We start from the raw sequence: 24,990 nt of genomic DNA, 5'->3' as shown, positions 1-24,990 counted from the left end.
CGTTCGCTGCGGGCTTACTGCTTGTCCAGCTTGCCGACCAGGGACAGGGTGAAGTAGGCGCCCATGTACTTGAAGTGGGGGCGCATCTTGATGGAGACGCTGTACCAGCCCGGGTCGCCTTCCACGTCGTTGACCTCGATCTTGCACAGGCGAAGCGGCCGGCGGCTGCGCACGTCCGGGCCGGGGTTGTCCATCTCGGTGACGTACTGGCTGACCCACTTGTTGAGTTCGCTTTCCAGGTCCTCGCGTTCCTTCCAGGTGCCGATGTTCTCGCGCTGGATGACCTTGATGTAGTGGGCCAGGCGGTTGACGATCATCATGTAGGGCAGCTGGGTGGACAGCTTGTAGTTGAGCTCGGCCTCCTTGCCCTCCTTGGAGATGCCGAAGTACTTGGGCTTCTGGCAGGAGTTGGCCGAGAAAAAGGCGGCGTTGTCGCTGCCCTTGCGCATGGTCAGGGCGATGAAGCCCTCCTCGGACAGCTCGTACTCCCGGCGCTCGGAAATGAGGATCTCGGTGGGGATCTTGGTCTGGATGGCGCCCATGGCCTCGAACTGGTACAGCGGCAGGTCCTCCACCGCGCCGCCGCCCTGGGGGCCGATGATGTTGGCGCACCAGCGGTACTTGGCGAAGCTGTCGGTCAGGCGCGAGGCGAAGGCGAAGGCCGTGTTGCCCCAGCAAAAGGCCTCGTTGCCCGAGGAGACGTCCTCGTTGTAGTTAAACGTCCTGGCCGGCAGGGTGTCCTGGCCGTAGGGCAGGCGCAGCAAAAAGCGCGGCAGGGTCAGGGCCACGCTGCGGGCGTCCTCGGATTCGCGGAAGGCCTGCCACTTGGTGTACTGGGGCGACTCGAAGATGGAGTGCAGGTCCTTGAGGTTGGGCAGTTCCTCCCAGGAATCGATGCCGAAAAAGGCCTTGCCCGCGGCCGCGATGAACGGGGCATGGGCCATGGTGGAGACGCTTGCCATGTACTGCAGGAGTTTGACGTCCTGGGGCCCGGGGCCGAAATCGTAGTTGCCGATGATGGCCCCGTAGGGCTTGCCGCCGAACTGGCCGTACTCGGCGGTGTACACGGCCCGGTACAGGCCGGACTTGGGCACCTCGGGGGCGTCCTCGAAGTCGTCGAGGAGGTCGTCCTTGGTGGCGTTGACGATGTCGATGCGGATGTTTTCCCGGAAATTGGTGTGGTCGACCAGGTACTTGAGCGACCGCCAGGCCGATTCGAGCTTCTGGAAGTCGCCGTGGTGCATGATGGCGTCGACCTGGCGCGAGAGCTTCTGGTCGATTTCCGCGATCATCTGGTCCACGGCCTGGCCGGAGATCTTTTCGCCGGCTTTCTCGGGCTTGAGCATCTCTTCCAGAAAGGCCTGCAAGCCGGCCTTGGTGACGGAATAGTATTCGTCGGTGGGTTTGAGCCGCGTGGCCTGCACGATGTCGTCGAGCAGGGATTCGCCCGCGGCCGCCTCGGGCGCCCCGGCCTGTTCCTGGGCCTTGGTGGCTTCGTCTTGACTCATGTCCGCTCCCGCCTATTGCTGATCCTTTATCCCGAGTTCCTGCATGAGCCGCTCGCGCGCGCCCTCGTCCTTGACCAGTTCCTGCACCTGCTTGCGAAATTCCGGGATGTTGCCCAGGGGCGCCTTGACGGATTTGAGGGCCTCGCGCAACTCCATGAGCTTTTTGAGTTCCGGCACGTGCTGCACGATGGCGTCGGGCTTGAAGTCGTCGAGGCTTTCAAACTTGAGGTCCACGGCCATCTCGCCCGCTTCCTCGCCCGCTTTGGGCGCGGAAAGCTTGTCCGCGACGTTCATCTTCAGTTCGAGGTCCTGGGCTTTCAGCACATCGTTGAAATTGTCCTTGTCGATGCCGATGGGCTCGCGGTCCTCGATGCGCCGGTTATCCTGCTTGAGCGTGAAATCGCTCATGACCAGCAACTTGAGCGGGAGTTCGACCTCTTCCTGGGCATCGCCCGTTTCCGGCTTGTAGGTGATGTTGACCCGCTCCTTGGGAGCGACGGATGATTCCTTGGCCATTGCAGCGCCTCGCTTGTTGAAAATGCCGGGCGGAGAGCCCGTTTTCCAGTCTTGCCTGACCCCTAGCACAAGGTGACGGAAAAATCGCCTAAAAATTGCTTTCGTTAGGTAATTCCGGAAAGGCGCAATCCTTGCGCCGGGTTAAGGCGCATGATCCGGGACAGGACCTCGGCCGCCCGGGCCTTGCCGGCCTCGTCCTTGGCCGTGGCCAGGGCCTGGCGGGCGGCCAGCAGCCCGGACAGGGCCAGGTCCGGGTCGAACTCGTCGAGGGTGTGGGCGTCGATGGCGGCCAGGATCTGTTCGGCGATGGGCCGGGCCGCTTCCGGGTAGCCAGAGGCGGCCAGGATCTCCACCAGCCCGATGCGCCAGCGCAGCCGCCGCCGGCCCGAGCCGGCCGAGGCCAGCTTGTCCTGGAGCAGGGTGACGGCGGCCACGGCCTGGTTTTGGGCGGCCAGGTCCCGGGCCTGGCCCAGGGCCGCTGCCACCGCCGCCCCGTCGGCCTCCCCGGCCGGGGCGGCGGTGGCCGGGGCCGGGGAGGGCGCGGTCAGCCGCGACAGCCACAACCGGGTCTTGTCGTCGGCAAACGGCATGCCGTCGGCAAAGGTCAGTTCGGCCAGCCCGGGCAGGCGGCGCAGGAAAAAGGCCGTCTCGGTCTCCAGCGCGTCCAGGGCGGCCTCGTGGCCCGGGGCCAGGCCACGCAGGCCGTCGGCGCTGATGCGGGAGAGGTCCAGCCAGAAGCGGTATTCGCGCACGTGGGATTCGGCGCCGACGATGGCCGCGGCGAAGTTGCCCGAGGCCATGGCCTGATTCAGGGCGGCCCGCACGGGCGGCGGCGGCGGCGGGATCATGGTCTTGCCGTTTTGGGCCGGCGGCGGCGCGGTCAGCGGCAGCCAGGCGGCCAGCCGGGCCAGGCGGTAGGGCTGGGGCGACTTGGGGTCGGCCGTGAGCAGGCCGTAGGAAGCGGAAAAAAGCAGGTCCAGGCCGGCCTTGAGCTGTTCCTGGGCCTGGTCCGGGCTGCCGCCGCCGGCACTGGCGGCCGCTGGCGGGGCCGGGGGGGCCTTGGCCGGCCGGGGCGCCACGGCCGGGGAAGGCGGCGGGCCGGGCGCGGTCGGCGGCGCCGGTTCGGTCAGGGAGGCGGCTTCGGGCGCGGCCGGGGTGCCAGGTGGGGCGCCGGGCGAGGCGTCGGGTGGGGCGTCGGGCGGGCCGGCGGCATCGGGTAACGGGCTGGCCGGTTCCTCCGGGGCGGCCTGGACCGGGAAGCGGCGCACGGTTTCGAGCAGCGGCCGCAGGGACGGGGCCTCTTCGGCTTTTTCGGCCAGGGCGGCGTCCAGGGCGGTCAGGTCGTCCACCAGGGCGTCCACGACGGCGGCGGGCAGGGGGTCGGGCTCGAACCCCTCGAGAAAGGCCCGGGCACGGTCGTTCCACCAGCCGATGGCGTTGAGGCGGCCGCGCAGGCGCTTGAGTGGCGGAAAAAGGTCCGGCCAGTACGCCTCCACCATCTGGCGCAGGACATGGGTGCCGCAGGCCAGGCCATCGAACCCGGACGTCCTGGTCAGGGCTTCGCTCAAGTAGGCCGCGACCTTGAGGTCCTTGGACTTGCCGGCCAGGATCGATACGGCCAGGCTGGCCGAAAGCGGCCAGTCCGTGCTCTGGCCGGCGGCGGAGACCATGGACAGCTTGTCGATCTCGCGCTGGAGCGCCTCGTAGTCCGGGTCGTAGCTGGCGTCCGCGCCGGCCGGGGCTTCGGCCGAAACAGGGGCCTTGCCCAGGTCGGCCAGGTCGGCCAGCCGAGGCAGCTCGGCGGCGGCCATGCTACGCCCCTCCCGGGGAAACGGGTTGCCGGCGGCGGCGCGGGGTCGGGGGAAGCTCGGCGGCGGCCATGGTGCGCGTCTCCTGGGGGAAAGGGTTGCCGGCGGCGCGGGGTCAGTACTGCCAGGCGTTGGCGATGGTTGCGGGAACGGTGTAGTGCTCGGCCTTAAGCAGCGCGATCAGCGGCACGCCGCCGGAGAGCTTGTACTGCACGGTGATGGACCGGACGTTGAAGATGGCGCAGTCGCCCTTGGCCTCGGGAAAGTCGTCGGAGCTGAATTTCTTGGTGTTGTATTCGAATTCCTTCAGGAAATGGGCGAAACCCATGGCCCCGTGGTAGGTGCGGGAGGCGGTGAAGGAGGGGAAGCGAATCTTGAGCGTGGTCTTGCCGCAGGTGGTGGGGTTCCACTGGAAGACCTGGGACAGGGGATAGTTGTAGTTGATGAGCTGCTGCACCTTTTCCTGGCAGTCCAGGGTCAGTTCGGTGGCGTAGGGGGCCTGCTTGGCGTCCTTGTTGACGTCGGTGGGCAGGGCCGTGGCCGCCACGTCGTAGCTGGGCATGATTTTTTGGGTCTGGGTCGAGCCCTTGTTGAGGAATTCCAGGAACTGCGGCGTGAAGGGAAAGGTCGTGCCGTTGGCCATGGCGGCGGAATAGCCGTCGGCGCTTTTGGCCAGGAAGGGCTTGGCCGGCCCGTCGGCGAACTTCCAGACCAGGCCGCTGGTTGGGTCGAACAGGGCGCCGGGCAGCTTTTCGGCCGGCATGTTGGTGACCTTGACCAGCACGCCCTCGGCCCACATGTCCTGCAGCCCGGCGGCGGCGTCGAGGACGCCCACGCCCCAGAAAAAGCGCAGGGGGCCGACCAGGAGGTCGTCGAAAAGCGGCGCGTTGGCCCCGCCCAGGGCCGTTTCCAGTTCCTTGACCGCGGCGTTGGCCGCCTCGAAGGGGGATTGCGCCGCCGCCGCGGCGCCGGTCCCGGCCGCCCCGCTGGCGGGCGGCGCCTGGGAGGCGCCGGGCTGGGGCGAAAAGCGGGAACCGATCAGGGCCACGGACGAGGCCGGCGACTGCATGGCGTCGCGCAGGGCCTTGAGGGCGTTGAGGTACTTGACGAACGAGGGCTCGGCCTTGATGGCCGACGCGGCCGCGCCGAGGGTGCCCGGAACCACGGCGCCGGTTTGCCCCGTTTGGCCGGCCTGCCCCGTTTGGCCGGCCTGCCCCGGCGTGGCCGAGGCCCCGGCCGGCGCGTCGGATGCGCCTTGCGGGGAGGCGCCGGGCTGGCCCGTGCCGGAGGCGGCGTTTGGCTGGGGCTGGCCGGCGAAGCGGCTGTGGGCCAGTTCCGTCACGGCCTTGAAAAAGTTCGCGACCCTGGACACGTCCGAGGCCAGCTTTTCCTCGATGGTGGCCCGTTGCGGGGCCATGGCCTGCAGGCGCATGAAGTTGAAGTGCATGACGGGCGCGACCCAGGTCGGGTTGTCCCGGCGGTCGGCGAAGGGGGCGAGCTGGTCGCCCATGACCGCCAGGAGCATGAGGTAGGGGCTGTCGGGCTCGCACATGCGGGCCACGGCGCTGTGCCACTGCTCGCGGTTGCGGTCCCACTGGGTGGCCGAGGCGAATTGCTGGGCGAAGCGCTCCCAGGCCGCCACGTACTGGCCGCCGTACCAGCGCTTGAATTCGGGCAGCCAGTCCTTGCCCTCGTTTTCCTGGGACAAGGTGTCCTGGATCCGGCCGGCCATCTCCATGATCATCTTGTAGCCCGGCAGGGTGTAGGCCGGGGCGACGAAGGCCAGGTTGCGCTGCTCCAGGGCGCTGCTCCCCCAGAACTGGTCCATGGTGACCGGGGCCAGGCCGGGCAGCTCGTTGGCCCAGCTGACCAGCCAGTCGAGCTTGATCCGGTCGGCCTGGAGTACCCGCTTGAGCATGCCGGAGAGCTCGTCGCGCTCCTTGACGAACCAGTCCTTGTTGGTGTTCCAGAGCAGGTAGCTCTGGTGGAGGGTTTCGTAGCGGTCGGCGAAGGCCGGGTCGATCCGGGCGTTCTTGAAGAGGAGACGGCCGAGGTCGTCGTAGACCGTGGCGGCGGCCTTGGGGTCCACCTGGCCGTTTATGGCCGTATCGACGAGGCGGATGCGGTCCACCACGTAGGCGGCGAAGCGCAGGAACTGCTCGGGCGGGGTGGAACTGGAAAACGTCCGGGCTTCGTCGGCCACCAGCCGGTCGAACTCCACGAGCATGCCGCGCCGGAACAGGTCGCAGAAAAGCTCCTTGAACTTGGCTTCGGCGACCTCGCTTTGGCGCAGGCCCATGCGCGGCAGGTCCCAGTTGGCGTTGGCCTGCTCCATGTCCACGATGACGTTTCGAAACCGCAGCATCATGTCCGCGTCGGTGCCGAGGTTGCGGGTGAGCTTGGGCGTTTCGGTGAAGGCCTTGGAAAAAGAGGCCAGGGTCCGGGCGTTGTCCCGGTAGGAGGCCACGGCCAGGCCGAGCAGGCAGATGGCCAGGGCCAGCACCGCACCCAGGGCGGAAAACCGCGTGATGTCGCGCCAGGACAAAAAGGCCGGCAGCGGGGCGTGCAGCTTGCGGTCCTGGGGCAGGACGCGGGCGAACAAGTCGTGGAGGAAAAGGCCGCCCGGACGGCTTGCCGGCGTCGGGGCGGGCGCGAACCGGCCGACGGGGCCGTCGGGGGGAAGCGGTGGCTCGTCGCCGCCGGCGCTGGCGAAAAAAAGCCCCCGGAACAGGGGCGTTTCCAGGTAGGGCGTGGGCTGGAAAAGCTCCCGGCAATAGAGGCCCACGGCCTGTCCCAGGGCGGCGAAGGCCTGGGGGAAAAGCGGCAGGCCGGGCGTGGGCGCCCCGGGGCGGCTGGCCAGGGACAGGCGCAGGGCCTTGAGCCGCTCGGCCACGGCGTCGAGGATTTCCTCGGCCCGGTCCAGGGGCTTGTCCGGGGCCGCCGCGTTGAGTGCCCCCATGGCCTGCAGGGATTCCTCCTCGTCGAGGCGGGCGCAAAAGCCCTCGAAACCGGGCACCCGGTCGAGCTTGGTCACCAGGACGTAGACCGGGAAGCGCGCCCCGAGCACGCGCATCAGTTCGTCCAGGCGCCGCCGCACGGCCCGGGCCGCATCCGTGGCCTGGCCGGGGTCGCCGAGCAGCCTGTCGGCCGGCATGGTCGCCACCAGGCCGCAAAGGGGCTCGCGGCGGCGGTGGCGGGCCAGCAGGGAAAGGAATTCACGCCAGCCGTCCGCGTCGCCAGCCGTGTCCACCAGGTTGCCGGAGAGGTCCAGCAGAACCACGCTTTCCAGGAACCACCATTCGCAGGCGCCGCTTGGGCGCGGCGAACCGGGGGGGACGGGGTCGCTGACCGTGGCGTTGAGTCGGGCCGCGCGCAGGGCGCTGGTCTTGCCCGAGCCCGACTCGCCCGCAAGCAGCACCCAGGGCAGGGCGTAGACCGGGTTGGCGAAGCGGGTCAGGCGCGAACGGCGCAGGATTTCCAGGGCCTTGGCAAAGGAGGCGCGCAGGTCGCTGACGGCCGTGCCGCGCGAAGCGGCCTGGGCCAGGGCCAGCTTGTCCGGCTCCTGCTCGACGATGCGCTCGACGTAGCGCCGCTCCCGCCGGCGGGCCAGATGGCGGCGCACAAAGACCACGGCCATGAGCAGGCCGATGGGCCCAAGCAGGATGACCAGGCCCGTCCACAGCGGCCAGCCTTTCCAGATGACGAGCAGGTAGGTTCCGCCGGCCAGGGCCACGAAAAGCAGCAGCCAGAGGAAGAGCTTGAGGGCCAGATAGAGGATTTTGCCCATGTCCGGCCGCACTCCCGTTTAGCGCAACGACCCGAAGAAGCCGAGCAGTTGCACGTTGAGGTCGTTTCGCAACAGCAGGTACGCTTCGGCGGCGATGACCACCGCCAGCAGCGGAATGAGGAAAAACCACCAGTCGAAGGCCCAGGGGTTGAAGCGTTTGCCGTGGGCCGCCGCGGGTTGATAGGCTTCGGGGAAAAGCGGGCGGTCGAGGTCCCCCCCTGCGGCTGGGGCTTCGCCCAGGGCGTCGCGAATCGCCTCCTGGCGCACGGCGTCCAGTTGCCCGGACTGGCTCGGGTCGAAAAACTTGCCCTGGAAGCCGAGGCCCAGGCACAGGGCGTAGGTTTCCCGGGCCGGGGCCTGGCCTGGGGCCAGGGCGGCCAGACGGTCGTAGAAGCCCACGCCGGCGTTGTGGGTATTGAAAAACAGCTGCTGCAACTGGGCGGTCTGCCAGCGTTTGGCCCCTTCCCAGGCCGAGCGCAGCACGGTCTCGTCGGCCCAGGCGGCCACGGCGAAGGTGGCGGCGTCGCTGTCCGCCGGGTCGAAGCCGGCCGCGGCGGCCTTGGCCTGCGCCGCCTGGAAAAGCCCCAGCAGGTCTTCGCGGGCCTGATCGTAGCCCGTGCCCGCGCCCGATGGGCCGAGAAGGGCCAACACGTAGGCGAAGATGTCGCAGAAGTAGTCGTTGACGTGGGTCATTGGCGTATGACCGCGATTTCCGCCGCCAGGTCTTCCGGGGCTTCCGGCCAGTACATGGCGATGGTACGCGTTTTTTCGATTTCAAGCCAGGCCGGGCTGAGCCGGTCGATGCGGAAATACGTCACCGTGGTGTCCATGGGCATGCCCGAGGGCGGGTCCTCGGAATACTCGAGGCCGGCGCCGGGCACGGCCATGGCGATGAGGGTGGCGATGGTCGTGGAGGCGCCGAGCTTGACGTGCTGGCCTATGGCCGCCCGGATGGGGCTTACGTCCTGTTCGGTCTTGAGGATGAGCCAGTAGGCGCGGTCGGGTTTGAAGACGCCCTCCGGCGGCGCGGCCACGTGAAATTCCTCCTTGCGTACCAGCGGGATCAGGTATTCCGGCCCGAGGATGATGCCTTCGAGCAGTTCGCCGCACAGTTGCCGGGCGGCGGCAAAACAGGCCCATAAGTCGAGGTGGTTGTAGGGCGGCAGCAGCAGCCGGCCGTCGCGGGCCTCGCCGGAGGCGTTTATCGTGGCGGAAAAGGTGGAAAGCTCGCCGATGAATTGGCACAGCAGCCCGTAGGCCGGCCAGGGATGGACCCGGGTCGCGGTCTGGAGGTGGTTGAGGGCCGGCAGATGGCGGTTGAGCGTGGCCAGGGCCATCAGATAGACCATGTAGCGCAGGTCCATGGCCGTGCGGCGCATGGTGTTGGGGCTTTTGTACTGTTCGAGGACGCGGCAGCGGGCGGCGGTCAGGTCGCGGATTTCCTGGACGAGGTCGGCCAGGGCCGGCCAGGCGTCGAGGGCCAGGCTTGGCGGGATGTGGCTCGGCGAGACCACCACCTTGTCGCCTTCGCGCACCAGCCGGGCCAGGCGGATGACATGGTAGTCGTTCATCCGCTCGCGTTCGGGTTCGAAAAAGATTTTGAGCGAATGGCTCAGGCGCTTGACCTGGGCGGCCGGGCCGTCGGCGTGGAGGTCCGGGGCCTCTTCGGGGTCCTGGCCGGTGACGTAGCGGGTGGGGGCCAGGGCGGCCGCCTCGGGGTCGGCCACCTCGGTCACGTTGCTGCCGAAGGGGTTGAGGCGGTGCAGGCCGACGAAGACGGCCATGGGCTTGTCCGAGGCCGTCCACAGGCCGGCGAACGAACGGGCCAGGGGCTGGGCCGTGGCCGGGATGGACACGAACTCGCCGTCGTCGAAAATCAGTTCGGCCCGGCGGATCTCGAAGCTCTGGTTGGCCAGGGCCGCCTCGTTGATCGCGAGCTTGCCCACCCCCCAGAAGTGGTTGTGCCCATAGGCCTGGAGCACGGAAAAGCGCGCCCGGGTACCCTGGTCCGTCAACTGGAAGTGCTGGGGCTGCAAGAAGACGCCCTGGCTCCAGTACAGGCTTTTGAGGACGTCCATCTTACTGTGACCCGACCTTTTGCACGCCAAAGGGCCCAAGAAACAGGTTGATGAAGATCTTGCCCGGCTGGCGGATCGTGGTGGTGGTGAAAAACCCCTCGGTCTTCTCCTCCACGGGGTACTTGAAAAGCCGGGTCGACTGCTGGGGGTTGAGTTCGTTGTAGCCGGCCACCACGCCGAGGTAGGTGGCGTTTTCCGCCCGGTCCATGTGGGTCACCTTGTCCTGCCCCGGTTCGACGAAGATGTTTTCGTAGGAAACGACCGTGGCGTCGAAGGTCTTGCATTCGAGCAGCTTGAGCAGCCCCTCCGAGGACTTGGCCAGGGTGTTGAAGGCGTTGGGCTGGGTCAGCTGATAGACGCACAGGGCGACGGTATGCCCTTCGCCGTCATACTCGTTGAGTTTTTTATCCGCGCGGTACCGCAATTTCACCGCCCCGGGCTCGTAGACCCATTGCGGCTCGGACAGCTTGGGATTGGGCGGCGAGCCGCCGCAACACGTCAGGCTCACGGCCATGGCCGCGAGCAGCAAGCAATACAACCGCCGTTTCATGAATACGCCGCCACTTCTCTCCCGCGCGCCGGTCGGTTGCCGCGTCGCCTGCCGCTTGTCGCGTCGGGGCGCGGGCCGTAAGCCCTTTAATCCGGCAGGTCCGACCGGGTGTGCCCAAAAGCCCGCCCCGTTGCCGCGACTCCGAAGAGTCTGCATGGAACACTATGGAATTGATCGCAAAAACGCAAGCGTTTCCCGGGTTCCCTGTTTGCGTGGGCCAGGTCGGCCCCAAAAAAGCTTGTCAAACCAGCGGTTCCAGGTATTTTCAAAACAAGGATTCTTTCCGGCATGCCATCCAAGGAGGCCCCATGTCGCGGATGTTGCCCCTCGCTTTCCTGCTGGCCTGGCTGGCCCTGCCCGGGTTGGTGCTGGCCGGGGACACGGAATTCGGCCGCCTGGACCGCAACAAGGACGGCAAGGTCAGCAAGCAGGAATTCATGCGCTGGTATCCGGTCACGGTCTGGAAACGGGTCGATGGGGCCGGCAAGGGCTACGTGACCGAGACCGAATGGGTTCCGGTGCGGGAAAGCGTGGCCAAATACAAGCGGGAGAAGGCCCGGGACGCCCGGGTCACCAACTGACGTCGCCGCCTGGCGCGGCAGCCGGGGCATGGCCTCCGGGGCCACGGGCCGGGCGGGGAAACACGGCGGGAAACGGCAAGGGGTCCGGCGCGTTGGCCGGACCCCTTGCCGTTTGAGGGTGTCGGGCGGGGCAGGAGGCGTTCCTGGCGCCTGGGCCGCAAGACGGTCACGCCACGGTCCCCCCTGGCCAAGTGAGCAAAAACTGCCGCCGGCGGGCTGTTGTGTTTCAGATATATCACATCAGAATAATGGATTATTTTCTGGCGGGATGGTTCCTGTGCCATGGCTCGGGTTATGCATGCGGCTGGGAAGCCTCTGGAACGGCCGGCAGGCCGGGAATCGGAACAGGTCATTTTGGTCATGCACGCCGAGAGGGCCTGTTTCGAGGCGAGAGCGCACAGGAGCAACAGGATGTCCCACAGCAGCGGCATATCGAATGCGATACCGCAACATTCCCTGATCGCGGCGATAAACAAAAACGACGCGAGAGGATTGAAGGCAAAGAAGAGCAAAAAGGTTGTTTCCACAGCGGAGAACAACCTGGACAACGAATCGAGCAAGCTCAGGAGCTTGCTCAAGGAAAAGGCGAGCACGTTCGGTCAAGCCGCCGCCAATACCGCCAAGGGGAAGATCCTCAATACCGTGGCTTAGCCTTGCGCCCCGTAACAATACGGTCGGTTTTGTTACTGGAAGAGGCCCGTGTTCTCTTCGAGGCTGCGGCACGGGCCGGCTGTCGGGAGCGACGCTTCACGGCGCCGTTGTATCCGGGGCGGCCGCGTCGTCGTGCAGGAGGAACCGGTAGCCCACGCCGGGCTCCGTGCGCAGGAACCGGGGACAGGACGGGGTCGGTTCGATCTTGTGGCGCAACTGATGGATATAGATGCGCAGGTAGTGTTCCCTGTCCGCGGCGCCCCCCCCCCAGACGGCCTGGAGCAGTTGCCGGTGGGTGATGACCTTGCCGGCGTTTTTGGCCAGGTAGGCCAGCAGGTTGTATTCGATGGGGGTGAGGTGGACTTCCTGGCCGTCCAGGCGCACCTGGCGGTGGGCGAGGTCGACGCGCAATGCCCCGGAGACGACCTGCTGCGGGACCGGGCCGGCTTTGGCCGCGGCCAGGCGCAGGGCCACCCGGATGCGGGCGGACAGCTCGCCCACGCCGAAGGGCTTGGTGAGGTAGTCCACGGCGCCGCCGTCCAGGGCGGCGACCTTGGCTTCCTGGGTTTCCCGGGCCGAAAGGACGATGACCGGGACATCGGTCACGGCGCGCAGCAAAGGCAGCATCTCCAGGCCGTCCAGGTCCGGCAGGCCCAGGTCCAGCAGGACCAGGGCCAGGCCCGGGCTTGTGGCCATGGCCAGGCCCTGTTTTCCCGTCGCCGCTTCCGAGACCGTGTAGCCCTGGTCCTCCAGCACCGTGCGCAGAAAGCGGCGGATGGGCTGTTCGTCGTCCACGACGAGGATTTCCCGGGCATTTGCGGTCATGGCGCTTCCATGGTCGGGTGGGCCGGGATTGTCAAGGCCAGCCGCAGCCCGCCCTCGGGGGCGTTTTCGGCCACGATCTCACCGCCGTGGATGTGGGCGATCAGCCGGCAAATGGCCAGCCCCAGCCCGTAGCCGTCCGCCCCGGCCCCCCGCCGGACCCGGTAGAAGCGCTCGAAAATGCGCTCCAGCTCCTGCGGCGGCAGGCCTTCCCCGCGATCCGTGACTTCGATGAGCACCCGGTCCTTGAAGGCGGTGGCCGCGATGGTCACGGCCGTGCCGGCCGGGGTGTGCTTGGCCGCGTTTTCCAGCAGGTTGACGAACAGTTGCTCCATGAGCACCTCGTCCACGGTCACCAGGGGGAAGTGGGCCGGCACGGTCACGGTTACGGGGTGTTGGGCCAGTTGCGTGCCAAGCCTGGTTCGGGCCGCGCCGATGACCTCCTCCAGGGGCACGGCCTGGAAATGGGGTTTGCTTTTGCCCGACTCCAGCCGGGCCAGGCGCAGGAGGTTGTCCACCAGGCGGCTGAGGCGCCCGGATTCCTGGCGGATGTTTTCGGCCAGGCCGCGCACGGTGGCGAAGGCGGCGTGTTCCCCCAGCACCACGATGGCCTCGGCCGAACCGGAAATGGCCGCCAGGGGCGTCTGGAAATCGTGGGTCACCGAGGAGAGCAGCGAGGACTTGAGCTTCTCCGATTCCATGGCCACGAGCGTGGCCTGGGCCGCCTCTTCCAGCCGGTCCACCTCCAGGGCCTGGGCGATTTGGGCCAGGAAGGCTTCCAGGAGCCGTTGCTCGTCGGGATAGAGCAGCCGGGGTCGGGCCTGCTGCGCCTCGCCGGTGTCCAGGGCCACCACCCCCACCACCCCGCCGGCGCCCTTGAGGGGCAAGAGGAGCGTCTGCGCGTCGGGCAGGGTCTGCGTTCCCGGGCCGGCCGCCTTGCCGTTGGTCAGCACCCACTGGGCCATGCCGAGTTGCTTGCCGCGCAGGGCCGGCGTTCCCGGGGTCCTGGCCCGGACGACCAGCGTGGCGGACTCGTCGGGAAGGAGAAAGGCCACGCCGGCCTTGAAGACGTCCTCCAGGTGGCGCTTGGCCACGGCCAGGAGGTTGTCCGTGCCGCGCGCGGCCACCAGTTCGCGCCCCAGGGCGGCCAGGGCGGCGCTCTGGCGGCCGGCGCTGACGGCCGTGTCCGCCTGGCGCTTGAGCTTGCCGGCCATGGAGCTGATGACCATGGCCACCAGGAACATGACCACGAACGTGATGAGGTGGCGGACGTCCGAGACGGCGAAGCTGAAGCGGGGGGGTACGAAAAAGAAGTCGAAGGCCACCACGCTCGAAATCGAGATGAAGATGGCCGGTCCCCGGGACAACCACAAGGCCGCGGCCAGGACGCCCAGCATGTAGACCATGATCAGGTTGGCCAGGTCGAGTACCGGGAAAATGGAAAAGCAACCGCCCGTGCACAGGGCCAGGATGCCCGTGGCCGCCAGGTATTGCCGCCAGGGCGGCCTGCCCGGGGGGAGTTTCTGTGCCGCCGGCGGCGCGGCCTCGCCGGCTTCGCCCCGGATGACGTGCACGTCGATCTCCTCGGATTCCCGGATGAGCCGGTCCACGGGGCTGCCGAGGAGATAGTCGCGCAGGCGCCGCCGCACGGGCTTGCCCACGACGATCTTGGTCACGTTTTGCTGCCGGGCGAAGGCCACGATTTCGCTGGAAACGCTCGCGCCCGAAATGACGAACGTCTCCGCGCCGAGTTCCTCGGCCAGCTTGAGGTGGCGCAGGGCGCTGTCCCGGGCCTGCTGCGGCAGGTCGGCCTGGATGGACAGGGCCAGCCAGGGGGCGTGGAGTTCCGAGGCCAGGCGCTTGGCCGCCCGCACCAGCCTGGCCGAACTCGGCGACGGCCCCACGCAGACCAGGATGCGCTCGGACGTGGGCCAAGTGGTCCGGATGGAGCGGCCGTGGCGGTAGACCAGGACCTCGGTGTTGGCCCGCTGGGCCGTGGCCCGCAGGGCCAGCTCCCGCAGGGCCATGAGGTTGCCCTGGCGGAAGAAGTGGGCCGAGGCCCAGTCGGCCTGTTTGGGCAGGTAGACTTTGCCTTCCTTGAGGCGCTGGCGCAGGTCGTCGGGCGGCAGGTCGACCAGGACCACGGAATCGGCCTGTTCGAGCAGGGTGTCCGGCACGGCCTCGCGCACCCGCACGCCGGTGATCTGCGCCACCACGTCGCCCAGGCTCTCCAGGTGCTGCACGTTGAGCGTGCTCCAGACGTCGATACCGTTGTCCAGCAGCTCCACCACGTCCTTCCAGCGCTTGTCGTGGCGGCAGCCCGGGGCGTTGGTGTGGGCCAGTTCGTCCACCAGCAGCAGTTCCGGGCGGCGGGATAGGGCCGCGTCCAGGTCGAATTCGGCCAGCTCGTGGCCGTGGTAGGCGATGGGCCGGCGCGGCAGGAGGTCGAGGCCCGAAAGCAGGGCCTCGGTTTCGGCCCGGCCGTGGGTCTCGGCCAGGCCGACCAGCACGGCCAGCCCTTCGGCCTGCTTGAGGCGGGCCGCTTCGAGCATGGAATAGGTCTTGCCGACCCCGGGGGCCATGCCGAGAAAGATGCGCAGTCGTCCCCGGCGCTTTTTGTCCTCCTCGCGCTGGACATATTCCAGGAGGCGGTCCGGATCGGGGCGGTGTTCGTCATTGGGGGGCACGGGGGAAGCCTCCGGCGGTAAGCGGTTTTGCGCCTGGCACACCCGGCGGGGTTGCGGGCGGCCGCGGCGCCTCGGTGACGCGGCCCGTTTCCGCACGCCCGCAGGCCTCCCAGCCAGGGCCGCGCCCTGGCGGGAGGCCGGATACCGACGGGCGCGGGCTGCGTTGACGCCCCTGCGGCCAGTCGGCCCGGGCGCGCGGGGCCGGCCACAACGCCCGGGCGCGCGCGCCTTCAGTTGTGCTTGTTTGCGGCCAGGGCGTCGAGGGCCAGGTTGAGGGCTAGGACATTGACGCGCTCCTCGCCCAAAATACCCCACTGCCGCCCCTCCACGTGCCGGGCCACCAGGGCGCGCACCGCCTCGGGCTCGAGCCCGGCGGCCTTGGCCACGCGCGGGACCTGGTAGAAGGCGGCGGCCGGGGAGAGGTGCGGGTCGAGGCCGCTGGCCGAGGCCGTGGCCAGTTCCACCGGCACCGGCCCCGGGCCGTTTTCCCGCCGCAGGGCGGCGGCCCGTTCGGCCACCGTTTCGAGGTAGTCGGGATTGGTCGGCCCGAGGTTCGAGCCCGACGAGGCGGCGGCGTCGTAGGGCCTGGGGGCGGTGGCCGAGGGGCGGCCTTGGAAATGGGCCGGGTCGGCGAAGGGCTGGCCGATAAGCGCCGAGCCGACGATGCGGCCGTCTTTTGAAAGCAGGCTGCCGTTGGCCTGGTTCGGGAACAGGGCCTGGGCCAGGCCGGTGACGCAGGCCGGGTAGACGACGCCGGTGAGCAGGGTCAGGACGACCAGCACCAGCAGCGCCGGCTTGGCTTGTTCGAGGAAGCGGGCAAGCATGGGTTTCTCCTTTTTCCGGTCAGGCCAGGCCCAGGGCGACCAGGACGAGGTCGATGGCCTTGATGCCGACGAAGGGCACGACGAGGCCGCCGAGGCCGTAGATGAGCAGGTTGTCCCGCAGCGCCCGGGCCGCGCCCACGGCCCGGTAGCGCACGCCGCGAAGGGCCAGGGGGATGAGCGCCACGATGATGAGCGCGTTGAAGATGACGGCCGAGAGGATGGCCGAGGCCGGGGTGGCCAGGCCCATGACGTTGAGCGCCCCGAGCTGGGGGTAGATGCCGACGAAGGCCGCCGGGACGATGGCGAAGTACTTGGCGATGTCGTTGGCGATGGAAAAGGTGGTCAGCGAGCCGCGCGTCATGAGCAGCTGCTTGCCGATGGCCACCACTTCCAGGAGCTTGGTCGGGTTGGAGTCGAGGTCGACCATGTTGCCGGCCTCCTTGGCGGCCTGGGTGCCGGAATTCATGGCCACGCCCACGTCGGCCTGGGCCAGGGCCGGGGCGTCGTTGGTGCCGTCGCCGGTCATGGCCACCAGGCGCCCCTCGGCCTGGGTTTTGCGGATCAGGGCCAGCTTGGCCTCGGGCGTGGCCTCGGCCAGGAAGTCGTCCACCCCGGCCTCGGCCGCGATGGCCGCGGCGGTCAGCGGATTGTCGCCCGTGACCATGACCGTCTTGATGCCCATGCTGCGCAGCTTGGCGAAGCGTTCCCGGATGCCGCCCTTGACGATGTCCTTGAGCCAAATCGCCCCCAGGATGCGGTCGTTTTCGGCCACGAGCAGGGGCGTGCCCCCGGATTCGGCGATGGTGCGCACCTGTTCGTCCACCTCCGGCGGCACCGGGCCGCCTTGGCGGCGCACGAAGCGGGCGATGGCGTCGGGCGCGCCCTTGCGCACGGCCCTGTTCGCGATGTCCACGCCGGACAGGCGGGTCTGGGCGGTAAAGGGCACGAAGGCGGCGCCGAGCGCCCCCAGGTCGCGGCCCCGGATGCCGAAACGCTCCTTGGCCAGCACCACGATGGAGCGGCCTTCCGGGGTCTCGTCGGCCAGGGAGGCCAGCTGGGCCACGTCGGCCAGCTCCTTTTCCGCGACCCCGGGCAGGGGCAGGAAATCGTCGGCCTGGCGGTTGCCCAGGGTGATGGTGCCGGTCTTGTCCAGCAGCAGCACGTCCACGTCGCCGGCCGCCTCCACGGCCCGGCCCGAGGTGGCGATGACCCCGGCCTGGATGAGCCGGTCCATGCCGGCGATGCCGATGGCCGAGAGCAGGCCGCCGATGGTGGTGGGGGCCAGGCAGACGAACAGCGCCGCCAGCACGGTGATGGACACGGCCGCGCCCTGGCCGGCCTGGGCCACGGCGAAGGCGGAGTAGGGCAAAAGCGTGGCGCACACGACCAGAAAGATGAGCGTCAAGGCGGCCAGCAGGATGTTCAGGGCGATTTCGTTGGGGGTCTTGCGGCGCTTGGCCCCCTCCACCAGGGCGATCATCCGGTCGAGGAAGGTTTCGCCGGCCTCGGCCGCCACCCGCACGACCAGCCAGTCCGACAGCAGGCGCGTGCCGCCGGTGACGGCGCTGCGGTCGCCGCCGGCCTCGCGGATGACCGGGGCCGACTCGCCGGTGATGGCGCTTTCGTCCACCGAGGCCACGCCCTCGAGGATCTCACCGTCGCAGGGGATGAAGTCGCCGGCCTCGACCAGGACCAGGTCGCCTTTTTTGAGGCTCGTCGAGGGCACGGTCCCCACTGCGGCCTCGCGGCGGGGCGCGGCCAGTTTCTTGGCCTGGATGTCGCGGCGGGCCTGGCGCAGGGAATCGGCCTGCGCCTTGCCGCGCCCCTCGGCCATGGCCTCGGCGAAGTTGGCGAAAAGCACCGTGAACCACAGCCAGACGGCGATGGCCAGGATGAAGCCCGCCGGCGCCTCGCCGTGGCCGGCCAGGGCCTGGGCGGCCAGGGCCGTGGTCAGCAGGGAGCCGACGTAGACCGTGAACATGACCGGGTTTCGCAGCTGCTTTTGGGGGGCGAGCTTGCGCAGGGAATCGACGATGGCCCGCTTGACCAGCGGGGGATCGAACAGCGGGCGTTTTTCGTGGGCGTGTTTGCTCATGGCGATGCTCGTTGGGAAATCGGATTAGCGGCCGATCATGGCCAGGTGTTCCGCGACGGGCCCCAGGGCCAGGGCCGGGATGAAGGTCAGGGCGCCCACCACCAGGACCACGGCCACGAGCAGCCCCACGAAAAGGGGCGTGTGGGTGGGCAGGGTGCCGGCCCCTTGGGGCACGATCCGCTTGGCCCCCAGGGAGCCGGCCATGGCCAGGACCGGGACGGCCAGCCAGAAACGGCCCAGGAACATGCAGGCCGCGCCGACGAGGTTGAAATAGGGCGCGTTGGCAGAAAGCCCGGCAAAGGCGCTGCCGTTGTTGTTGCCCATGGACGAGAAGGCATAGAGGAGTTCGCTGAAGCCGTGGATGCCCGGGTTGGCCACGGCCGCCCGGGCGCCGGGGGCCAGCACCGCCCCGGCCGTGGCCACAAGCACCAGGAAGGGGGGAATCAGGATGACCAGCGAGGCCATCTTCATTTCGAACGGCTCGATCTTCTTGCCCAGGTATTCCGGGGTGCGCCCGACCATCAGCCCGGCCACGAACACGGCCACCACGGCGAAAACCAGCATGCCGTAGAGCCCCGAGCCCACCCCGCCGAAGACCACCTCGCCCAGTTGCATCAGCAGCATGGGCACGAGCCCGCCCAGGGGGGTGTAGGAGTCGTGCATGGAATTGACCGAGCCGTTGGAGGCGGCGGTGGTGGCCGTGGCCCAGAGGGCCGAATCGGCGATGCCGTAGCGGACCTCCTTGCCCTCCATGTTGCCGCCGGCCTGGGCGAGCCGGCCCTCGGCCGGGGCCTGGTCCAGGCCGGCCGCGGCCAGCCCGGGGTTGCCGGCCTGTTCGGATACGACGCAGGCCCCGAGCAGGACGACGAAGATGACGGTCATGGCCGCCAGGACGGCCAGGCCCTGGCGCCTGTCCCCGACCATGAGGCCGAAGGTGACGCACAGGGCGGCCGGGAGGAGCAGGATGGCCAGCATTTCCAGGAAATTGGACAGCGGCGTAGGATTTTCGAAGGGATGGGCCGAGTTGACGTTGAAAAACCCGCCGCCGTTGGTGCCGAGCTGCTTGATGGCCACCTGGGAAGCCACCGGCCCCCGGGCGATGACCTGTTCGGTGGCGGTGGCCGGCTCGGTTTTCGGCTTGCCGGCGGCGTCCAGGACCGGCGCGCCCGAGGCGTCCTTGACCGGGCTGTCATAGCTCGTCGGCTCCAGGAGCGCGGCCGTGGCCGCCCCCTTGAAGGTTTGCGGCATGCCCTGCCAGACCAACGCCAGGGACAGGGCCACGGACAGGGGCAACAGGACGTAGAGGGTGGAGCGGGTCAGGTCCTTCCAGAAGTTGCCGAGGGTGTGGGCCTCGCGCCGACTCAGTCCCCGGACAAGGGCCGCCAGCACGGCCATGCCGGCGGCGGCCGACAGGAAGTTGTGGGAGGTGAGCCCGAGCATCTGGGTCAGGTAGCTCATGGTCGTTTCGCCGCCGTAGGCCTGCCAGTTGGTGTTGGTGGAAAAGCTCACGGCGGTATTGAGGGCCAGATCGGGCGCCACGGCGGCCAGGCCGTCCGGATTGAGCGGCAAAAACGCCTGGAGGCGTTGCTGGAGGTAAAGGAGCACGATGGAAAAGCCCGAAAAGGCCAGCAGTGACACGGCGTAGGCCTTCCAGTCCATTTCCCGCGTCGCGTCCAGGCCGCAGACGCGGTAGATCAGTCGTTCCACCGGCCCGAGGATGCGGTCCAGGCCGCAGGGCCGGTCCGTGTAGACCCGGGCCATGTAGGCGCCCAGCGGCCAGGCCAGGCCGAGCAGGACGACCAGGTAGAGGGCGATCCGGGCAAGGGTGTTCGCGGTCATTGAAACATCTCCGGTTTGAGCAGGGCCAACACCAGGTAGGCGAACAGGCCCACGGCGAGAATGGCACCGACGATTTCCATGGCTACCCCCGCCGCAGCCGGTCGCAATACCCGACCAGGGCAATGGTGACGGCCACGGCGGCGAGGATCGAACCCAGGAACGCGATATCATCGAACATGACGCAGCCTCCGTTAGAAGTTGCCCGACCATAGCCCGGCCGGTGTAAAAAAGGTGTTAAGATGCGCCGGGGGGGTGTAAAAATTTCGTTAATCCCTTCGTTGGGGTTTGCCGGCCGGCCCTTCCTGGCCGAATTTCCCCCTGACCGGTCCGGGTTCGGACAGAATGTCCTGCAGTCGAGCCAGGTTCGCATCGCATACGGCGAAAGCCTTGCGTTTCTGATCGAGCGACAGAGCCAAGGAACGCACGTTGGTGTTTTCGCGGGAAAGCGCCAGGATGCGTCCGGTGATCTCCTGGAACCGCGCGTAAGCGCCAGTGGCCTCGCGGAGGGCGGCCGGGGCTTTGAGGGTTCGCCGCGCCGACAACTCCGCCAATGCCCCATCGATTTTTTGTGTTTCGAGCTGCAGTCGCGTCTCCAGGTCGTCCATTTTGGCCTCGCTGCTTTCGGCGATGTGCGGCGCAAACAGGGTTTGCACATGCAAGGCGCCTGTTTGTATGGCGAAGGCCAGTCTGGCCACCTGCCCCGCCTGCCGTCCCCCCGCCTCGGCCATGACCAGATCGGAAAGACTGTGTTCAAGGTCGCGTAACGCCTGGGTGGCCGGGCCGAACGCCAAATCGTAGGCTTTGATGTTGCTGTTCTTGACGGCCAAGTCCAACAGCGTGTCGTCCACCTGGGTCAATGCGGCGAAGGAGGCCGAATATTCGTCGAAAAGCGCCTGTTCCCGAACGTTGCCCCACGAACGCAGCAGGCTTCCCAACTGTCGACGACGGTGTTCGGCATCGGCCAATGCGGCCCGGGCTTCTTGCGCGTATCGAACGGATGCCCCGTCCTCTTCCGTCATCACGGCGCTTTTTTCCGCTTCGGATTCACGGGCCAAGTCCAGGCGCATCCCGGTTACCAGTTTGTATTTTGCATTTCTGACCGAATGGTCCTCCCGAGAGATGTTTCCGGGTTGAACCAGCCCAATCCCGGCGAAAATGGCCAGCAAGACGACCGTTCCGGCGGTCAGCCACAGGATGCTCGCCGGAACGCGTATGGTCTTCATCATTGTTCCCTCCGGGCGGCAGGCACGCTACCGGGCAGACGGGAGGCGAAAGTGTTTCTTTCGCCTCCCCCGGACAGACCGGCCTTGCTGCCTGGGATGAGCCAAGGATCATCCGCTACGACGCCGCCCAATCAATTGGAAAGACCTGAGGAATGAGGCAGAGCCGCATATTCTTCATTCCCGCGTCCTTGGCCCGCTGTTTGATGGCTTCGACAAACGGCGCAATCGAATCAACGGGAACGAGAAATTCGAGCTTTATCCTTTCAGAAAAAGGAGTCGTGTATTCGACGCCACGATAGGAAGCCGTTCGCTCCTGTTTTCCGCCATGGCAGAGCAGACTGCTTTCCAGGAATTCCTCAACGCCCATCTGTTGCAAGGCAGATTTGAGAGCATACAGTTTACCGACAGCCTCGCTGCCCACAATGATTTCCAGTCTTGCTTTTTCAACGAAATCAGCAAGATAGGAAGTTCCAGAAAAAGGCATGGCCATCCCTTCCCGGGGGCCATGATCGCGGTAGGTGCGTTCCATGAAGTGTGCCTCCACTTTTCGGGCGTGCGGCAATCGCATCCCGGTGGGGCCTAGGTATCAGGGCGAATGTAAAAATGGTGTAAATTACTCTTTGGTTCGCATAAAGATAGTATTAATATTCCGCAGGGCGCGTTATGGCCCTCGAAGTCGCGCAGGCGCTGCGGGAACGATATTTGGCGAAATGACAGGAGGATCGTTCGTTATCAGAAGATATCGAAGGCCTGTCACAACAGAAGGCCTTGACGGATCGCCTTTCGCTGCCGGCCGAAGCCGGAGGGCATCCGGCGGGCCGGGGGAGGGCGGGAAGGTATGACAGCGCACGGCAAAGGCGATTCCGTTCCGGTCTATTCGACGGAGCAGGGCCGGATATGCCCCGGTTGCGGCAAGCCCGTGGCGGCCTGCGCCTGCGCCAAGGGGCGGCCCGTGGCCCCGGGCGACGGCATCGTGCGCATCGCCCGGCAGACCAAGGGCCGCAAAGGCAAGGGCGTGTCCGTGATCACGGGCCTGGCCCTGGCGCCCGAGGCGCTCGAAACCCTGGCCAAGCAGCTCAAGCAGCGTTGCGGCGCCGGCGGCGCGGTCAAGGACGGCGCCATCGAAATCCAGGGCGACCACCGGGAAGCCCTGGCCCTTTTTCTGCAAAAGCTCGGCTACAAGGTCAAACTCGCCGGGGGCTGATCGTGCCCCTTGCGCGGGCCGCCCCGGCGGGGCGCCCGCGCGGCCGCCATTTCCGAGGCGGCGACAACCCCATGGGAAAAGAGGCCAGGGGGCCGTACCTGCCGCCTGGCCGGGCAACTGCGCCGGGTGTCGCTTGGCCGGTCTGCCGCCGGCTGGCGGCGCCTTGCCAAAAATACTCCGGCCGGGGGAGGAAGGTCACCCTTATAGGTGATAGCGTGATGGAAAAAAACGCCTATGCTCCGGCATACTCGATATGGAAACGGTTTGGCGCCCACGCCAGGGGCGCCGCCAACGCCGCGCACGGCTGCCGTCCGGGGGATCGGGGGCGGTGTGCCAACGCCTACGGGGTTTTGCGAGCATCATTTTATTTTCATACAGGAGGACGGCATTATGACCAGCATGGCCGAGCAAGAACTGTTGAACAAAATCGACGTATTGCAACTGCCTGGCCCGACCGCCCGCGTGGAGGCGATCCGGGAGCGTTTCATCGCCATCACCCCGGAGATCTGCGTGGAGCGGGCCCAACTCATCACCGCCTCCTACAAGGAGACCGAGGATCAGCCCATCCTCATCCGCCGGGCCAGGGCGCTGGAGAAGATCCTGGACAACATGGTCATCTTCATCCAACCCGACGAGATCATCGTCGGCAACCAGTGCACCAAGCCCCGTTCGGCCCCGGTGTTCCCGGAATTTTCCTGCAAATGGCTGGCCGACGAACTCGATCGCCTGGAAAAGCGCACGGGCGACGTGTTCCTGATCTCCGAGGAGAAAAAAGCCATCCTGCGCGACCTGTTCCCCTACTGGGACGGCAAGACCACCAACGAGCTGGCCACGGCGCTCATGACCAAGGAAGCCAAGGACGCCCAGGCCCATGGCGTCTTCACCGTGGGCAACTACTACTTCAACGGCGTGGGCCACATCGGCGTGGACTACGCCCTGGTCCTGGACAAGGGGCTTGCCGGCATCATCGCCGTGGCCGAGGCCGAGATGGCCAAGCTCGAGCTGGCCAATCCGGCCCACATGGCCAAGCACGTGTTCCTTTCCTCCGTGGTCATCGCCAACAAGGCCGTCATCCGCTTCGCCGAGCGCTTCGCCGCCCTGGCCGAAGGCATGGCCAGCCAGGAAACCGACGAGGCCCGCCGGGCCGAACTGCTGGAAATCTCCCGGGTGTGCGCCAAGGTGCCGGCCGCGCCGGCCGAGACCTTCGCCGAGGCCCTCCAGTCCTTCTGGTTCGTCCAGCTCGTCTTGCAGATCGAATCCAACGGCCATTCCATCTCGCCCATGCGCTTCGACCAGTACCTGTTCCCGTACCTGCTGGCCGACAAGGACCTCACGGCCGAGAAGGCCCAGGAACTACTGGACCTGCTTTTCATCAAGTTCAACGAGATCAACAAGGTGCGCGACGAAGGCTCGACCAAGGCCTTCGGCGGCTACCCCATGTTCCAAAACCTCATCGTCGGCGGCGTGGACCGGGAAGGCGAGGACGCCACCAACCCCCTGTCCTACATGTGCCTGCAGGCCACGGCCAACACCAAGCTCTACCAGCCCTCCATCTCCATCCGCGTGCACAGCGACACCCCGCGCGCCCTGTACGAGAAAGCGGCCGAGGTCACCCGGCTGGGCCTTGGCATGCCGGCCTACTACAACGACCGCTTCATCATTCCGGCCCTTTTGAGCCGGGGGCTCACCCGCGAGGACGCCCGGGACTACGGCATCATCGGCTGCGTGGAGCCGCAGGTGGGCGGCAAGACCGAGGGCTGGCACGACGCGGCCTTTTTCAACATCGCCAAGGTGCTGGAACTGACCCTCAACGACGGCGTGGACCCGCTGACCGGCGACCGCCTGGGGCCGGCCACCGGGGAGCTCACCTCCCTTGCCACCTACGACGCCCTCATGGCCGCCTACCGCACCCAGATGGCCTATTTCGTCACGCTCCTGGTGCTCTCGGACAACGCCGTGGACGTGGCCCATGGCCAGCGGGCGCCCTTGCCCTTCCTGTCGTCGCTCGTGGCCGACTGCATCGCCAAGGGCAAGTCGCTGCAGCAGGGCGGCGCCCATTACAACTTCACCGGTCCCCAGGGCGTGGGCGTGGCCAACGTGGCCGACTCCCTGGCGGCGCTCAAAAAGCTCGTCTACGAGGATCAGGCCGTAAGCCTTGCCGCCATAAAGGACGCCCTGGCCGACGACTTCGCCGGGGTGGCCGGGGAAAGCCTGCGCCAGATGCTGCAAAACCGCGCCCCCAAATACGGCAACGACGAGCCCTACGCCGACGAGATCGCCCACGAGGCCGCCCTGACCTACTGCCGGGAAGTGGAAAAATACACCAACCCCCGGGGCGGCAAGTTCCAGCCCGGATTGTATCCGGTTTCGGCCAACGTGCCCTTGGGCGCCGTGGTCGGCGCCACCCCGGACGGCCGCAAGGCCGGCACTCCCTTGGCCGACGGCGTCTCCCCGGTCTCGGGCATGGACCACAGCGGCCCCACGGCCTCGGTCAAGTCCGTCACCAAGCTCGACCACGTCATTGCCTCCAACGGCACGCTGCTCAACATGAAGTTCCACCCCAACGCGGTCAAGGACGAGCGGGGGATCGCCAACCTCATCGCCGTGACCGAAACGCTGTTCAACGGCGGCGGCACCCACATCCAGTACAACGTCATCGGCAAGGAAACCCTGCGCGACGCCCAGGACAACCCGGACAACTACCGGGGCCTGGTGGTGCGCGTGGCCGGGTACAGTGCGTTTTTTACCTCCCTTGACCGGGCCATCCAGGAGGACATCATCTCGCGCACCGAGCAGATGTTCTAGGCGAGACCGCAA

19 protein-coding genes are annotated in these 24,990 nt (G+C 67.4%); 4 read left to right on the top strand and 15 right to left on the bottom strand.

What is annotated here, in order from left to right; genetic code table 11:
- Positions 1-14 precede the first annotated feature (14 nt).
- The 7 genes from tssC to tssJ all read right to left on the bottom strand — a co-directional run bounded on the left by tssC (position 15) and on the right by tssJ (position 10,247).
- Complete coding sequence (tssC, locus tag ACP59X_RS16235) at positions 15-1,508, bottom strand: type VI secretion system contractile sheath large subunit (RefSeq protein WP_428560292.1); 1,494 nt, start codon at positions 1,506-1,508, stop codon at positions 15-17.
- A 12-nt stretch (positions 1,509-1,520) separates the two neighbouring features.
- Positions 1,521-2,024, bottom strand: coding sequence for a type VI secretion system contractile sheath small subunit (gene tssB / locus ACP59X_RS16230; RefSeq protein ID WP_428560290.1), 504 nt, complete (start codon positions 2,022-2,024; stop codon positions 1,521-1,523).
- 104 nt (positions 2,025-2,128) lie between these two features.
- Positions 2,129-3,835, bottom strand: coding sequence for a type VI secretion system protein TssA (gene tssA / locus ACP59X_RS16225; RefSeq protein WP_428560288.1), 1,707 nt, complete (start codon positions 3,833-3,835; stop codon positions 2,129-2,131).
- Positions 3,836-3,947: 112 nt separating this feature from the next.
- A complete protein-coding gene (locus ACP59X_RS16220) occupies positions 3,948-7,619 on the bottom strand; it encodes a type VI secretion protein IcmF/TssM N-terminal domain-containing protein (protein ID WP_428560286.1) in 3,672 nt (1,223 codons plus the stop codon).
- Positions 7,620-7,637: 18 nt separating this feature from the next.
- Positions 7,638-8,312: a DotU/TssL family secretion system protein gene (locus tag ACP59X_RS16215; RefSeq protein ID WP_428560284.1), complete on the bottom strand. Its 675-nt coding sequence runs from the start codon at positions 8,310-8,312 to the stop codon at positions 7,638-7,640.
- Entirely contained in the window at positions 8,309-9,697 is a 1,389-nt protein-coding gene (gene tssK, locus ACP59X_RS16210) for a type VI secretion system baseplate subunit TssK (RefSeq protein WP_428560282.1), read from the bottom strand. Before tssK ends, ACP59X_RS16215 begins: the two co-directional genes overlap by 4 nt.
- A 1-nt stretch (position 9,698) precedes the next feature.
- A complete protein-coding gene (gene tssJ, locus ACP59X_RS16205) occupies positions 9,699-10,247 on the bottom strand; it encodes a type VI secretion system lipoprotein TssJ (protein ID WP_428560279.1) in 549 nt (182 codons plus the stop codon).
- 308 nt (positions 10,248-10,555) lie between these two features.
- On the opposite strand from tssJ, the gene ACP59X_RS16200 reads away from it, so the two are divergent.
- Positions 10,556-10,828: an EF-hand domain-containing protein gene (locus tag ACP59X_RS16200; RefSeq protein ID WP_428560277.1), complete on the top strand. Its 273-nt coding sequence runs from the start codon at positions 10,556-10,558 to the stop codon at positions 10,826-10,828.
- 411 nt (positions 10,829-11,239) lie between these two features.
- Positions 11,240-11,479, top strand: a complete 240-nt coding sequence (locus ACP59X_RS16195) for a hypothetical protein (RefSeq protein WP_428560274.1) — start codon at positions 11,240-11,242, stop codon at positions 11,477-11,479.
- A 96-nt stretch (positions 11,480-11,575) separates the two neighbouring features.
- Here ACP59X_RS16195 and ACP59X_RS16190 read toward each other — a convergent pair whose 3' ends face one another.
- From ACP59X_RS16190 to ACP59X_RS16155, 8 genes are all read right to left on the bottom strand, one after another.
- Positions 11,576-12,304 (bottom strand): response regulator, encoded by a 729-nt coding sequence (locus ACP59X_RS16190; RefSeq protein WP_428560272.1) that lies wholly within the window; start codon positions 12,302-12,304, stop codon positions 11,576-11,578.
- A complete protein-coding gene (locus ACP59X_RS16185) occupies positions 12,301-14,988 on the bottom strand; it encodes a DUF4118 domain-containing protein (RefSeq protein WP_428560270.1) in 2,688 nt (895 codons plus the stop codon). Before ACP59X_RS16185 ends, ACP59X_RS16190 begins: the two co-directional genes overlap by 4 nt.
- 230 nt (positions 14,989-15,218) lie before the next feature.
- Positions 15,219-15,812 carry a potassium-transporting ATPase subunit KdpC gene (gene kdpC / locus ACP59X_RS16180; protein WP_428560268.1) on the bottom strand — a complete coding sequence of 198 codons (594 nt, stop codon included), beginning with the start codon at positions 15,810-15,812 and terminating at the stop codon, positions 15,219-15,221.
- 19 nt (positions 15,813-15,831) lie between these two features.
- Complete coding sequence (gene kdpB / locus ACP59X_RS16175) at positions 15,832-17,907, bottom strand: potassium-transporting ATPase subunit KdpB (protein WP_428560266.1); 2,076 nt, start codon at positions 17,905-17,907, stop codon at positions 15,832-15,834.
- Between the two features lie 24 nt (positions 17,908-17,931).
- Positions 17,932-19,746, bottom strand: a complete 1,815-nt coding sequence (kdpA, locus tag ACP59X_RS16170; RefSeq protein ID WP_428560264.1) for a potassium-transporting ATPase subunit KdpA — start codon at positions 19,744-19,746, stop codon at positions 17,932-17,934.
- Complete coding sequence (gene kdpF / locus ACP59X_RS16165) at positions 19,743-19,826, bottom strand: K(+)-transporting ATPase subunit F (protein ID WP_428569934.1); 84 nt, start codon at positions 19,824-19,826, stop codon at positions 19,743-19,745. Before kdpF ends, kdpA begins: the two co-directional genes overlap by 4 nt.
- Before the next feature lie 186 nt (positions 19,827-20,012).
- The gene (locus tag ACP59X_RS16160; RefSeq protein WP_428560262.1) at positions 20,013-20,972 is read right to left on the bottom strand and encodes a hypothetical protein; all 960 of its coding nucleotides are present in this window, start codon (positions 20,970-20,972) and stop codon (positions 20,013-20,015) included.
- 112 nt (positions 20,973-21,084) lie between these two features.
- Positions 21,085-21,498: a hypothetical protein gene (locus tag ACP59X_RS16155; RefSeq protein ID WP_428560260.1), complete on the bottom strand. Its 414-nt coding sequence runs from the start codon at positions 21,496-21,498 to the stop codon at positions 21,085-21,087.
- Positions 21,499-21,807: 309 nt separating this feature from the next.
- Here ACP59X_RS16155 and ACP59X_RS16150 point away from each other — a divergent pair, with 309 nt between their 5' ends.
- Together ACP59X_RS16150 and ACP59X_RS16145 are read left to right on the top strand one after the other, a co-directional pair.
- Complete coding sequence (locus tag ACP59X_RS16150; protein WP_428560257.1) at positions 21,808-22,173, top strand: translation initiation factor Sui1; 366 nt, start codon at positions 21,808-21,810, stop codon at positions 22,171-22,173.
- Between the two features lie 390 nt (positions 22,174-22,563).
- Positions 22,564-24,978: a glycyl radical protein gene (locus tag ACP59X_RS16145; RefSeq protein ID WP_428560254.1), complete on the top strand. Its 2,415-nt coding sequence runs from the start codon at positions 22,564-22,566 to the stop codon at positions 24,976-24,978.
- Positions 24,979-24,990 lie beyond the last annotated feature (12 nt).

The sequence above is a fragment of the Solidesulfovibrio sp. DCME genome, from assembly GCF_049995385.1.
Classification (GTDB): domain Bacteria; phylum Desulfobacterota; class Desulfovibrionia; order Desulfovibrionales; family Desulfovibrionaceae; genus Solidesulfovibrio.
The sequence above is the reverse complement of the archived record's forward strand: the minus strand, read 5'-3'. Positions and strand labels throughout refer to the sequence as shown.